This is a genomic window from Herbaspirillum lusitanum (assembly GCF_046025995.1).
Taxonomy (GTDB): Bacteria; Pseudomonadota; Gammaproteobacteria; order Burkholderiales; family Burkholderiaceae_D; genus Herbaspirillum; species Herbaspirillum lusitanum_A.
This window is the reverse complement of the sequence record NZ_JAQQFM010000007.1, coordinates 19,615-32,698: the sequence shown is the minus strand read 5'-3', so window position 1 is coordinate 32,698 and position 13,084 is coordinate 19,615. Positions and strand designations below refer to the sequence as shown.

The 13,084-nt window shown below is 62.2% G+C and carries 9 protein-coding genes; 7 read left to right on the top strand and 2 right to left on the bottom strand.

Annotation, left to right across the window (positions count from 1 at the left end):
• Positions 1-69 precede the first annotated feature (69 nt).
• From PQR62_RS16075 to parC, 7 genes are all read left to right on the top strand, one after another.
• Positions 70-1,035, top strand: coding sequence for a LysR family transcriptional regulator (locus tag PQR62_RS16075; protein WP_408159001.1), 966 nt, complete (start codon positions 70-72; stop codon positions 1,033-1,035).
• Positions 1,036-1,592: 557 nt separating this feature from the next.
• Entirely contained in the window at positions 1,593-2,915 is a 1,323-nt protein-coding gene (locus PQR62_RS16070) for an MFS transporter (protein ID WP_408159000.1), read from the top strand.
• Positions 2,916-3,037: 122 nt separating this feature from the next.
• A complete protein-coding gene (locus tag PQR62_RS16065; RefSeq protein ID WP_408158999.1) occupies positions 3,038-3,721 on the top strand; it encodes a DUF2848 domain-containing protein in 684 nt (227 codons plus the stop codon).
• Positions 3,722-3,867: 146 nt separating this feature from the next.
• Positions 3,868-5,220 (top strand): amidase, encoded by a 1,353-nt coding sequence (locus PQR62_RS16060; RefSeq protein ID WP_408158998.1) that lies wholly within the window; start codon positions 3,868-3,870, stop codon positions 5,218-5,220.
• A 378-nt stretch (positions 5,221-5,598) separates the two neighbouring features.
• Positions 5,599-7,599: a DNA topoisomerase IV subunit B gene (locus tag PQR62_RS16055; RefSeq protein ID WP_408158997.1), complete on the top strand. Its 2,001-nt coding sequence runs from the start codon at positions 5,599-5,601 to the stop codon at positions 7,597-7,599.
• Between the two features lies 1 nt (position 7,600).
• Positions 7,601-8,536: a lytic transglycosylase domain-containing protein gene (locus tag PQR62_RS16050; RefSeq protein ID WP_408158996.1), complete on the top strand. Its 936-nt coding sequence runs from the start codon at positions 7,601-7,603 to the stop codon at positions 8,534-8,536.
• Positions 8,537-8,563: 27 nt separating this feature from the next.
• Complete coding sequence (gene parC / locus PQR62_RS16045; protein ID WP_408158995.1) at positions 8,564-10,879, top strand: DNA topoisomerase IV subunit A; 2,316 nt, start codon at positions 8,564-8,566, stop codon at positions 10,877-10,879.
• A 178-nt stretch (positions 10,880-11,057) separates the two neighbouring features.
• Here parC and PQR62_RS16040 read toward each other — a convergent pair whose 3' ends face one another.
• Both PQR62_RS16040 and PQR62_RS16035 read right to left on the bottom strand, forming a co-directional pair.
• Entirely contained in the window at positions 11,058-12,242 is a 1,185-nt protein-coding gene (locus PQR62_RS16040) for an MFS transporter (protein ID WP_408158994.1), read from the bottom strand.
• Between the two features lie 364 nt (positions 12,243-12,606).
• Positions 12,607-13,065 carry an Hsp20 family protein gene (locus tag PQR62_RS16035; RefSeq protein WP_408158993.1) on the bottom strand — a complete coding sequence of 153 codons (459 nt, stop codon included), beginning with the start codon at positions 13,063-13,065 and terminating at the stop codon, positions 12,607-12,609.
• Between the last annotated feature and the right edge of the window lie 19 nt (positions 13,066-13,084).

The window sequence follows — 13,084 nt, the reverse complement described above, 5'->3', positions numbered from 1 at the left end:
GCTCAAGCCTTACGCATGCAAAGCAAGGTATTCAATCCCAGTCTCTAGCCAGGTCTCTGCCGCATCGCCATGAACATCCGCTTTCTCGAAACCTTCGTCTGGCTGGCCAAGCTGAAGAATTTCCGCCTGACCGCCGAGCGTCTGCACACCACCCAGGCCGCCGTTTCCAGCCGCATCGCCTCGCTCGAACAAGACTTCGGCGTGCGCCTGTTCGACCGCGGGGCGCGCGAAGTGGCGCTGACCACCGACGGCAGCAAGGCGCTGGTGTATGCCGAACGCATGGTCAAGCTGATGCGCGAGATGAAGGACGACATGTCCGACAAGCAGGTCTATGCCGGCGTGATTCGCATCGGCGTGATCGAGTCCATCGTGCATAGCTGGTTTCCGGATTTTCTGGGGCGCCTGCACAAGATGTTTCCGCGCCTGCAGATCGAGATCGCCAGCGACACCACGCTGCATCTGCGCGAGCAGTTCAGCAAGGGCAACCTCGATCTGGTGCTGCAGGCGGAGCCGGTCATCGGTCCGCAGGTCAGCAACATCGCGCTGTGCGAATTCCCGATGCGCTGGGTCGGCAGCCCCAAACTGGAGATCGGCAACGAAACCCTGACGCTGTCGGAACTGGCGGCGTTTCCGGTGGTGAGCTTCGCCCGCAACTCGGGGCCGCATGAAGTGATCGAGCGCCTGTTCTCCAACAGCGAACGCGGCGCGCTGCATATCAATTGCATCGCCTCGGTGGCGACCATGATCCGGCTGGCGACCGACGGCTTCGGCATTGCGGCGGTGCCTCCTGCCATCATCCAGCGCGAACTCAATGAAGAAACGCTGCATCTGCTGCGGGTCGATACCGAGTTCCCGGCGCTGACGCTGATCGCCTGTTTCCGCACCGATCACGACAACCCGCTGACCGAAACCGTGGCGCGCATCGCGCAGGAAACCGCCTCCGACTTCGCACTCAATTGGGGCCAGGAAATCGCGCGGCTGCCGACACATTTGTCGGGCGGCAAGACCGGGGCCGAAGAAAATACGCCGGACTGAGACTATCCGGATCGGCGGAGACAGACCGAGCCGAAAACGGCGCCGCCCGCGCCGCGCAAGGACTGGCGGGTCGATCTGAATATCAGGACCAGGCGCCGGCCGGGCAAGATCTGCGACGGCGAAGGGGCATCCCGGCAAGCCGCCGGCGAAGACTGCAAGCGGCACCACAATCGGGCAAAGGCGACCCACTTTTGCTCATAAGATTTTTCAATCATTTCTGTTCAGATTTTCTTGTTGGACAGCCCTCGCCCGTCTCCCCATACTGAATTTAAGCGAACAACGCTGGCCGCCTCTGCAATTTGCACGACACGCTCAACGGACCTTGCAACAGATTCGCTATAAATAATATCCGTCCGATCCGGCGCTTCCACGCTCCGCTACAAGAAGAACAGCCCGGATCGATTGCCCTGCTCAATGACCGCCCACGCCTGACCAGGGCGGCGCTGCGCACCGGCAATTGGTACATGCCGTACATGCCGTACATACGTACATCGACGCATCGACATATCAATATGAACGGTCGCCACAAGCAACCGCAACACACTCAGGAGGTATTCATGACTTATTCATCGTCCGCCACGCTCAAGCCGCTGGCCGGCGCCAGCGGCGCTTCATCCGTCAGCATGGAGCTGACTTATCGCAAGATCGCCTGGCGCCTGATTCCGTTTCTGGTGTTCCTGTTCGTGCTGGCCTGGATCGACCGCGTCAACGTCGGCTTCGCCAAACTGCAGATGCTGCAGGACCTGCAATTCTCGGAAGCCATCTATGGCCTCGGCGCCGGCATTTTCTTCATCGGCTATTTCCTGTTTGAGGTGCCGAGCAATCTGCTGCTGGAAAGAATCGGCGCACGCAAGACGCTGGCGCGCATCACCATTCTCTGGGGTCTGGCCTCGATGGCGATGGCCTATGTCACCACCCCGCTCAGCTTCTATGTGCTGCGCTTCATGCTGGGCGTGTTCGAAGCAGGTTTCTTCCCGGGCGTGGTGCTGTATCTGACCTATTGGTTCCCGGCTGAACGCCGCGCGCGCGTCAATGGTCTGTTCATGACTTCGTTCGCGATTGCCGGCGCTGTCGGCGGCCCGATTGCCGGCCTCATCATGAGCAGCATGGAAGGCGTCGGCCATCTGGCCAACTGGCAGTGGCTGTTCATTCTGGAAGGGATTCCTTCGCTGATCGCCGGCGTGTTCGTGCTGATGTATCTGCCGGAAAAACCAGCCAATGCCAAATGGCTCAGCGAAGCTGAAAAGAATGCCGTGACGCAGGCGCTGGTGGCTGAAAACACTGCCGCCGGCAAGCACCTGTCGTTCAAGGATGCCTGTGCCAACTACCGCGTCTGGATCTGCGCGGCGGTGTACTTCTGCGTGGTCAGCGGCAATGCCACCATCGCCTTCTGGACGCCGTCGATCATCAAGGAAATCGGCATCAAGGGTAATCTGCAGATCGGCCTGATCTCGGCCATCCCCTTCATCGCCGGCACCCTGGCCATGATCTGGAACGGTATCCACTCCGACAAGACCGGCGAACGCCGCATGCACTGTGCCATCGCCACGCTGATCGCCAGCGCCGGCCTGATCATGACCGGCCTGACGCTGGGCAATGCCACCGCCGCTCTGTGCGCACTGACGCTGGCCGCCATCGGCATCCTCGCCGCGTTCCCGGTGTTCTGGTCGCTGCCGGCCGCCTTTCTGGCCGGCACCGCAGCCGCCGGCGGCATTGCGCTGATCAATTCGATCGGCAATCTGGCCGGCTTCGTCGCGCCTTACCTGATCGGCTCACTCAAGACCTCCACCGGCTCGCTATCTTCCGGCCTGTACTTCGTCGCCGCGCTGGAATTCGCCGCCAGCTTCCTGGTGGTGCTGTTCTTCAAAAAGTCCCGATAAAAGTCCGGATAACTGCGGGCATGGCATGGGCGGCAGTCTTCACAAGGCGCCACCCGGCCATAGATACAGACGGCAATCGCAACAAGGGCTTCACCCCTATTAAGAATTAAGGAACTGGTTTCATGAAGATCTCATTTTTGACAGATGACGCAGCCCAACCCACGCTCAACGTCGACATCCATACCCTGATCATCGCCGGCTGGGCCGGGCGCGACATGGCCGCCATCGAACATCACATCGAAGAACTGGAAGCGCTGGGCATTTCGCGTCCGAGCGCAGTGCCGCTGTATTACCGCGTCTCCAGCAATCAGCTGACGCAGGATGCGAACGTGCAGGTGCTGGGCGGCGAATCCTCGGGCGAAGTCGAAACCTTCGTCTTCAATGCCGGCGGCGAACTGTATGTCAGCATCGCCTCCGACCATACTGACCGCAAGCTGGAAGCGCACAGCGTGGCCTTTTCCAAGCAGGCTTGCGTGAAGCCCGTGGCTTCGTCGGCCTGGAAACTGAGCGAGGTGGCCGAGTATTGGGATGAACTGGTGATCCGTTCCTGGATCATCGAAAACGGCATCAGCGTGCTGTACCAGGAAGGCACACTGGCCAGCCTGCGCACACCTCAGGATCTGATCGCCGGCTTCACCAAGGGTGAAGTCACGCTGCCGGAAGGCTGCGGCATGACCTGCGGCACGGTCGGCGCCATCGGCGGCATCCGCCCGGCGACCTCGTTCACGATGGAACTGTTCGACCCGCGCCGCCAGCGTTCGCTGCGTCACAGCTATGTGACCGAGACCCTGGCTGAAGTGGCCTGAGGTCTCAAGCTTCGACACGCCTGGAGACTGTCGCCGGCGTCCCGGCTTTATGCAGGACGACGGCGACCGCATCGAGCTTCGCGCACTTGCCACAACGATGCGATACTCTCTCCTCCCCCATTGACTGCACCTGAATCCATATCAACATGTATCCCAGACTGTCCCAACTCGCCGCCGATCTCGACGCCGGCCGCACCACTTCCGCTGAACTGACCGAACAGGCGCTGGCAAAGATCACCGATGCCGGCGGTGAAGGCGCACGCGTCTTCACCAAGGTCTATGCAGATCAGGCGCGCGCCGCCGCACAGGCCTCCGATGCGCTGCGCAAGGCCGGTCTGCAACGCTCGGCCATCGACGGCCTGCCGGTTTCGGTCAAGGATCTGTTCGACGTCGCCGGCGATACCACGCAGGCCGGCTCGGTGGTGCTGCGCGGCAAACCTGCCGCCACCGAACATGCGACCGTGGTCAAGCGCCTGCTGGCAGCCGGCGCGGTGATCATCGGCCGCACCAACATGACGGAATTCGCCTACTCCGGCCTCGGCATCAATCCGCATTACGGCACGCCGCGCAATCCATGGCAGCGCGAGATCGACGGCGGCCGCATTCCGGGCGGTTCTTCTTCCGGCGCGGCGATTTCGGTGACTGACGGCATGGCGGCAGCCGCCATCGGTTCCGACACCGGCGGTTCGGTGCGCATTCCTTCTGCGCTGTGCGGGCTGACCGGCTTCAAGCCGACCGCGCGCCGGGTCGACATGCGCGGCGTGCTGCCGCTGTCGCTCAATCTGGACTCCATCGGCCCGCTCGCACCCAGCGTGCGCTGCTGCGCGTTGCTCGATGCAGTGCTGGCCGGTGAAGAATTCGATCTGCCGGCGCCGATGCCGCTGCGGGGTCTGCGCCTGCTGGCGCCCACCAACATCGTGCTGGACGGCATGGATGCACAGGTCGCCGCCGCCTATGAAAAGGCGCGCAACAAACTGCTCGCCGCCGGCGCCATCATCGACGATCAGAAAGTCGCGGCCTTCGACCGGCTGGCAGCGATCAATGCCAAGGGCGGCTTCAATGCCGCCGAAGCCTATACCTGGCATCGCGCCCTGATTGCCGAAGCCAAGGACGCCTACGACCAGCGCGTGGTGTCGCGCATTCTGCGCGGCAAGGACATGAGCGCCTCCGACCTGCTGGACGTGATCAATGCGCGTGGGCAATGGATCGCCGAAGTCGAGCAGCAACTGGCCGGCTACGACGCCATGCTGATGCCGACCGTGCCGCTGGTGGCGCCGCGCATCGCCGATCTGCAAGCCAGCGACGAAGCCTACTTCGGCGCCAACGGTCTGATGCTGCGCAATCCTACCTTCATCAACTTCCTCGACGGCTGTGCGCTGTCGCTGCCCTGCCATGCCGCCGGCGATGCGCCGGTGGGCCTGAGCATCGCGGCCAAGGCCGGCGACGACAAGCGTCTGCTGGCCATCGGTCTGGCGGTGGAGGCGCTGCTGGCGAACTGAACAGCAAGCTGCGGCAAATAAAAAAGGGAGCGTACCGTGCAGGTTCGCTCCCTTTTCATTTGTATTGTCGCTTTGTCATTCAGACAGCGGCAATGGTGCATCGCATGGCGCGAAGACCTCGGCCGCTCAACCCGGCCACCTTGAAATTCTTCGCCACTGCCCTATGTCATGACTAAACGGAGCGCTTCTTGCGCAGCCTGGCCGCACCGTTCAAGGCAATTCGGCAGGGCTTCAAACTGTCGGGAGACGACTCCATGTACACTTGCCCGATTGCAACGAGCAGCTAAAATTACGGCAGATCCGAATCTGGCCGCGTTTTATCACTAAAATACAAACCCTTCAGCGCCCTGCGCGTTTCATCGTTAATTTTCTTCCTGCATGGCAACTAAAAAAACATCCCCGTCCGATTACAGTGAATCATCGATCCGCGTCCTCAAGGGCCTGGAGCCGGTCAAGCAGCGTCCGGGCATGTATACCCGCACCGAAAATCCGCTGCACATCATTCAGGAAGTCATCGACAACGCCTCCGACGAAGCGCTGGGCGGTCACGGCAAGACCATCATCGTCACGCTCAATGCCGACGGCAGCGTCAGCGTCGAGGACGACGGCCGCGGCATTCCGGTCGGCCTGCACCCTGAAGAAAAGGTGCCGACCGTCGAAATCGTCTTCACCCGGCTGCATGCGGGCGGCAAATTCGACAAGGGTTCGGGCGGCGCCTATGCATTTTCGGGCGGCCTGCACGGCGTCGGCGTCTCGGTCACCAATGCCTTGGCGACGCGCCTGGAAATCACGGTCTGGCGCAAGGATGATCAGGGCCGCGGCGTGCACCAGCTGGCATTTGCCGATGGCGATCTGATCGAAAAACTGAGCTCACGTGCGGCCGGCTCGGGCGACAAGAAATCCGGCACCCGCGTTACCGTGTGGCCCAACCCCAAGTACTTCGACTCGCCGGTGATTCCGCAACAGGAACTGCAACGTTTGCTGCGCTCCAAGGCAGTGCTGTTGCCGGGCGTGAAGGTCACGCTGATCAACGCCAAGAGCGGCGACAGCCAGACCTGGCAATACGATCAGGGCCTGCGCGGCTATCTGCAGGAAATGCTGGCGCAGTCCTCCAGCAGCGAACCGCTGATTCCGCTGTTTGAAGGCGAGCAATATGCCGGCAAGGATGCCGAAGGTTTCGCCGAAGGCGAAGGCGCGGCCTGGGTGGTGGCATGGACCGAAGACGGCAATGCGGTGCGCGAGTCTTACGTCAACCTGATCCCGACCTCCAACGGCGGCACCCATGAATCGGGCCTGCGTGAAGGCTTGTTCTCGGCCGTGAAGAGTTTTGTCGAAATGCACTCGCTGCTGCCCAAGGGCGTCAAGCTGCTGGCCGAAGACGTGTTTGCGCGCGTGTCCTTCGTGCTGTCGGCCAAGGTGCTGGACCCGCAATTCCAGGGCCAGATCAAGGAGCGCCTGAACTCGCGCGATGCGGTTCGGCTGGTGTCCACCTTCTCGCGTCCGGCGCTGGAGCTGTGGCTGAACCAGCACGTCGAATACGGCAAGAAGCTGGCCGAACTGGTGATCAAGCAGGCGCAGAGCCGTCTGCGTTCGGCACAGAAAGTCGAAAAGAAAAAATCCTCCGGCGTGGCGGTGTTGCCGGGCAAGCTGACCGATTGCGAATCCAGCGACATCAGCCGCAACGAACTGTTTCTGGTCGAGGGCGACTCCGCCGGCGGCTCCGCCAAGATGGGCCGCGACAAGGAATTCCAGGCCATCCTGCCGCTGCGCGGCAAGGTGCTCAATGCCTGGGAAACCGAACGCGACCGCCTGTTTGCCAACAATGAAATTCACGACATCGCAGTGGCCATCGGCGTCGATCCGCACGGCGCCAGCGACACGCCGGATATCTCCGGTCTGCGCTACGGCAAGATCTGCATCCTGTCCGATGCGGACGTCGACGGTTCACACATTCAGGTGCTGCTGCTGACCTTGTTCTTCAAGCATTTCCCCAAGCTGATCGACAACGGCAACATCTGCGTCGCACGGCCGCCGCTGTATCGCGTCGATGCGCCCGCGCGCGGCAAGAAACCGGTGCAGAAGCTGTATGCGCTGGACGACGGCGAGCTGGAAGCGATCGAAGACAAGCTGCGCAAGGACGGCCTGAAGGAAGGCGCCTGGAGCATCTCGCGTTTCAAAGGCCTGGGTGAGATGAATGCCGAGCAATTGTGGGAAACCACCATGAATCCGGACACCCGCCGTCTGTTGCCGATCGGCCTGGGCGAACCGGGGCAGGAAGCTTCGGAAGCGCGCTTCACCATGCTCATGGGCAAAGGCGAAGCCTCATCGCGCCGCGCCTGGATTGAAGAGCACGGCAACGAAGCCGAAGCGGATATCTGACATGCCCGCCATGGCGCCACGCTGCACGCTGACCAGGCTGAATAAGCTGACCGGCACCCTGATGCTGGGTGTCGGTTTGCAGCTGTGCGTGCCGCCGGTGCTGGCCCAGCGTCTGGTCACCTACACCGATGCCGATGGCGTGTCGCATACCCATGCGCAAACGGACAACGAACCCAGCACCGACAACAAGAGCATCGTCTATCGCTACACCGATGCGGACGGCGTGTCGCACTTCTATGCCGAAAGGGTGGAAAATCGCGACAAGCTGCTGGCCAGCAGTGCCGCCACGCTGAACCATCCGGGCAGCAAGCAGGCCGGCGCCACCGAAGCCGATCCGCCATTCGTGCGGACCATGATGGCGCATCCGGATGCGCGCAAGTACGACGGCTTGCTGACGCAAGCCTCGGGCGAATTCGGCGTGGATGCCGCTCTGCTGAAGGCGGTGATGACAGCCGAATCGGGCTTCAACGCTGGCGCGGTCTCGAACAAGGGCGCGGTTGGCCTGATGCAGGTGATGCCGGCCACGGCCGAACGCTACGGCCTGCAGGGCGACCGCCGCAAGAGCCTGAATCAGAAGCTGAGCGATCCAAAAATCAACATCCGCCTGGCGGCCCGCTACCTGCGCGACCTGATGGCCATGTTCCCGCAACGCGCCGAGCTGGCGATCGCCTCCTACAATGCGGGCGAAGGCGCGGTGCAGAAGTACGGCAACAAGATTCCGCCCTATCCCGAAACCCAGGGCTATGTGCGGCTGGTCTCGCGCTTTTACCAGCTCTATCGGCCGGGCGGCGCCGTCGATGTCGCCGGCGCAGATCGCACGGGCCCGGCCGGCAACAACAAATCGCGGCTGCAGGTCACGCTGCCGCCGCACAGGCCAAATATGCCGGCGCCAGAGATCGCCGGCACTAGCACCACATTGAACGATCAACACGATTAACCAAGTACGCAACGAAAACACTGCTCCATGACCGAACAAGCCAACCTGTTTGACCAGACCCCGCCACCGCCGGAAGGCGAATCGCTGACGCTGTCGACCTTCGCCGAACGCGCTTATCTGGACTACGCCATTTCGGTGGTCAAGGGCCGCGCCCTGCCCGACGTCGCGGACGGCCAGAAGCCGGTGCAGCGCCGCATCCTGTACGCGATGAATGAGCTGGGCCTGAACGCCACCGCCAAGCCGCGCAAATCGGCCGCCGTGGTCGGCGACGTGCTGGGTAAATTGCATCCGCACGGCGACCAGTCGGTGTACGACGCGCTGGTGCGCATGGCCCAGGACTTTTCGCTGCGCTATCCGCTGATCGACGGCCAGGGCAACTTCGGCTCGCGCGACGGCGACGGCGCGGCGGCGATGCGCTACACCGAAGCACGCCTGACGCCGATCAGCAAACTGCTGCTCGATGAAATCGACATGGGCACCGTGGATTTCCAGCCCAACTACGATGGTTCGACCGAAGAACCCAGGCTGCTGCCGGCGCGCCTGCCCTTCCTGCTGCTCAACGGCGCCTCCGGCATCGCGGTCGGCATGGCGACTGAAATCCCGTCGCACAATCTGAATGAAGTGGCGCGCGCAGCAGTCGCGATGATACGCAATCCCAGGATCGAGCATGCCGAGCTGATGACGCACATCACCGGCCCTGATTTCCCGGGCGGCGGTCAGATCATCACTTCGCAGGCGACCATCTCCGAGATGTATCAGAGCGGGCGCGGCAGCCTCAAGGTGCGCGCGCGCTGGAAGATCGAAGACCTGGCGCGCGGCCAGTGGCAGGCGGTGATTACCGAGCTGCCGCCGGGCGTGTCCTCGCAAAAGGTATTGGAAGAAATCGAAGAGCTGACCAACCCCAAGATCAAGCTCGGCAAGAAGACCCTGACGCCGGAACAGCAGACCCAGAAGCAAAGCATTCTGGCGCTGCTCGACACCGTGCGCGACGAATCCGGGCGCGAAGCGCCGGTGCGTCTGGTGTTCGAACCCAAGTCCAAGAATCAGGACCAGACCGAGTTCATGCACACGCTGCTGGCGCAGACTTCGCTGGAAACCAGCGCCTCGATCAATCTGGTGATGATAGGCGGCGATGGCCGCCCGCGTCAGAAGGGCCTGGGCGATATCCTGCGCGAGTGGATCGACTTCCGCTTCACCACCATCACCCGCCGCACCCAGTTCCGCCTGCAAAAGGTCAATGACCGCATCCATATTCTGGAAGGCCGTGAAGCGGTACTGCTCAATATCGACAAGGTGATCAAGATCATCCGCGAGTCGGATGAACCCAAGCCCGCGCTGATGGATGCCTTCAAGCTGTCCGACCGCCAGGCTGAAGACATTCTTGAAATCCGCCTGCGTCAGCTGGCGCGTCTGGAAGCGATCAAGATTCAGCAAGAGCTGGCCGAACTGCGGGGCGAAAAAACTTCGCTGCAGGATCTGCTGGACAATCCCGCCTCGATGAAGCGTCTGGTGATCAAGGAAATCGAAGCCGACGCCAAGCAGTTCGGCGATGCCCGCCGCACCATCATCGAAGCGGCAGAACGCGCCGTGGTGGAACAGCGCGTGATCGATGAACCGGTCACCGTCATCATTTCGCAAAAGGGCTGGGTGCGTGCCCGCACCGGCCACGGCCACGATGCCGCGCAATTCACCTTCAAGGCCGGCGACGGCCTGTACGGCGCCTTCGAGTGCCGCACGGTGGACAACATGCTGGCCTTCGGCTCCAACGGCCGGGTCTACACCATCGCCGTCAACGCCCTGCCCAATGCCCGCGGCGACGGTATCCCGGTCACCACATTGGTGGAGCTGGCCAGCGGCAGCAACATCCTGCATTACTTCGCCGGCCCCGCCGACACCGCCCTGCTGCTGGCCTCCGACACCGGCCTCGGTTTCATGGCCAAGGCCAGCGACATGTTCGGCCGCGTCAAGGGCGGCAAGAGCTTCTTCACGCTGGACGAAGGCGCCACCCCGCTGGCCCCGCGCGTGATCGCCGCCGAAGCCGGCGCCGTGGCCTGCCTGTCGCAGCAGGGCCGGCTGCTGGTATTCGGCCTGGACGAAATGAAAACGCTGTCGTCCGGCGGCCGCGGCGTGATCCTGATGGAGCTGGAGAAAAACGAGAAGCTACTGGCGGCGCAAGCCATCAGCCAGCGCGGCGTGATCGTCTCCGGCATCGGCCGCGGCGGCAAGGCGCAGGACGTAGCCCTGTCCGCCAGCGCCCTCGCCCCGCACATCGGCAAACGCGCGCGCAAGGGCAAGGCGCTGGAATCGAAACTGAAGGCAAATGCCTTGACGGCTCAGAGCTGATGAAAAAGCCGCAGAAACCCGGCGGCTGATATTGCGATACTGCAGCAGGCCTGAAAAGAAAAGCCGGCATCCCTTCAACGGGACGCCGGCTTTTTCTATCGTGCTGAACTGACTCTTCTCAGTTCAGTTGAGCTGACCTCCGCGTAGCAATGCGTTATCGCAATGCCGCGCAAGCAAATCAATGTTGAGCGCCGCTGCGCCACATCACCAGCAAGGCCGCCACACAGGCCAGCGCGCCTGCCATGAAAGCCGATGGATAACCGTAAAGCCCGATGACCACGCCGACGATGGGCCCGGTCAGGCCGGCCGCGACATCAACAAAGGCCATGAAGCTGGCCACCGCCAGTCCGCGCGAATGCGCCGGCACATTGGCCATCGCCTGCAAGCCCATGGAAGGAAATACCAGCGAGAAGCCGATGCCGGTCAGCACTGCGCCCGCCAGCGCCATCGTCGGATCGTGCGCCAGCCACAGCAGCAACTGACCGCAAAACTCAATGGCCACCGATACCGCGCCGACCTTGCGGCCGCCGAGACGATCGGGCAGATGCGCGAACAGCAGACGCACGCCGATGAAGCCGACCGAAAAGCCGAAGATGGCATTGCCTGCCCCATCCCAGTTGTGGGTCTTGTATAGCAGTACCAGAAAACTGGAGAGAATGGCAAACGGCATCGAGCTGAGCGCGGCCGCCATGCCGAAACGCCAGATCAGACTCATCACGGCGCGGAACGGCAAACCTTCGGTATGACCGCGCACCACCGCCAGCGCGCCCAGCATGCTGGCAATCGCGAGACCGATCAGGGGTAAGGCGATGGTGCTCCAGGCGATACCTGAGAAACCGTAGCGCTGCTGAATCAACACGCCGAGCAGGCCGCCGACGCCGAGCGCCGCGAACATGGCGATGCCCTGCCATGCCATCACCTTGCTGGTGCGCGGCACGCCGACGCGGCCTATGCCCCAGGTCATGGCGCCGGTCAGGAACAGGCTTTCGGCCGGGCCCATCAATAGCCGGCCGGCGATCAGCACGATCAGACTCCAGAGCGGGTCTGCGATCCAGGTCGAGGCGAGATAGATGAAGCCGGCACAGGAAGCCAGCGGCAGGCCGATGCAGACCGCGCGCTTGGGCCCGAAGCGGTCGCTGTAGGAGCCGGAAAACTTGCGTGTCAGAATGGTCGAGAACGACTGGATGCCGACCACCCAGCCGACGATCAGCGCGCTGTAACCGAGCACGCCGTTGACGTGCAGCGGCAAGGCCGAGAGCGGAATGCCGATGGATAGGAAGCCGGTGAAGATGATCGCCACCAGCGGCAGCAGACTACGTGCCGTCGAGCGTTCGGTGGTGGAAGGATGAGTGCTGGTGGTCATGCGGCGCGTCCTGTCTGAATCTGGAACGGCAAGCCGGCGCTGTCATCGCAGCGGCATTCATGCAGACTCATGTCGCCTTGCGCGCGCCGTGTTTGCGGAGCTCATTTCTCTCAGCCTGGCCCGGAGAATTCTGCGGCGATTATACGCAGCTTTCCCACCCGCATTTATGCATGCTGTTTATGGTCGTCATTCATGGCGACGATGCGCAGGCTTGCCTGATCTGCAACATGGCAAGAGCATCGAGCCAAGTCCGGCAACGCAAAAAGGCCCGCCGGATGGCGGGCCTTTGAGCACCGGCGCGGCGCTGATGTCGCGCCCCGCTTTTACTACGCCTCTACTGCGATTGCCTCATGCCGTGAACAGCTCAGGCAGCGGCGCGTTCCAGACGCTGCACATTGCTGTCGAAGGCGCCGATTTCGATCTTGCGTGGTTTCAGTGCTTCAGGCACTTCGCGCACCAGCTCGATATTCAAGAGGCCGTTTTCCATTTGCGCGCCGACCACCTTGATGTGATTGGCCAGCTGGAAGCGTTGCTCGAAATCACGCGCGGCGATGCCGCGATGCAGGAAGTTGGTTTGCTGATCTTCCTTCTGTTTGCGGCCGACGATTTTCAGGGTGTCGTTTTCAGTTTCGATTTCGATTTCACTGCGGGCGAAACCGGCCACGGCCATGGTGATGCGGTACTTGTCTTCGGCCACCAGCTCGATGTTGTATGGCGGGTAGCTCGGTTGCGATTCTGCACGTTGCGCACTGTCGAACAATTGGGCCAGACGGTCAAAGCCGATGGCGGAACGGTACAGGGGAGAGAAGTCGTAGGAACGCATGAAAATATCCTTTCAAATT

What these genes read in the sequence shown, in the direction of transcription:
- PQR62_RS16070 (WP_408159000.1), top strand. Translation starts at nt 1,593, where the DNA reads ATGACTTATTCATCGTCCGCCACGCTCAAGCCGCTGGCCGGCGCCAGC.
- parC (WP_408158995.1), top strand. Translation starts at nt 8,564, where the DNA reads ATGACCGAACAAGCCAACCTGTTTGACCAGACCCCGCCACCGCCGGAA.
- PQR62_RS16035 (WP_408158993.1), bottom strand. Translation starts at nt 13,065, where the DNA reads ATGCGTTCCTACGACTTCTCTCCCCTGTACCGTTCCGCCATCGGCTTT.
- PQR62_RS16040 (WP_408158994.1), bottom strand. Translation starts at nt 12,242, where the DNA reads ATGACCACCAGCACTCATCCTTCCACCACCGAACGCTCGACGGCACGT.
- PQR62_RS16075 (WP_408159001.1), top strand. Translation starts at nt 70, where the DNA reads ATGAACATCCGCTTTCTCGAAACCTTCGTCTGGCTGGCCAAGCTGAAG.
- PQR62_RS16060 (WP_408158998.1), top strand. Translation starts at nt 3,868, where the DNA reads ATGTATCCCAGACTGTCCCAACTCGCCGCCGATCTCGACGCCGGCCGC.
- PQR62_RS16055 (WP_408158997.1), top strand. Translation starts at nt 5,599, where the DNA reads ATGGCAACTAAAAAAACATCCCCGTCCGATTACAGTGAATCATCGATC.
- PQR62_RS16050 (WP_408158996.1), top strand. Translation starts at nt 7,601, where the DNA reads ATGCCCGCCATGGCGCCACGCTGCACGCTGACCAGGCTGAATAAGCTG.
- PQR62_RS16065 (WP_408158999.1), top strand. Translation starts at nt 3,038, where the DNA reads ATGAAGATCTCATTTTTGACAGATGACGCAGCCCAACCCACGCTCAAC.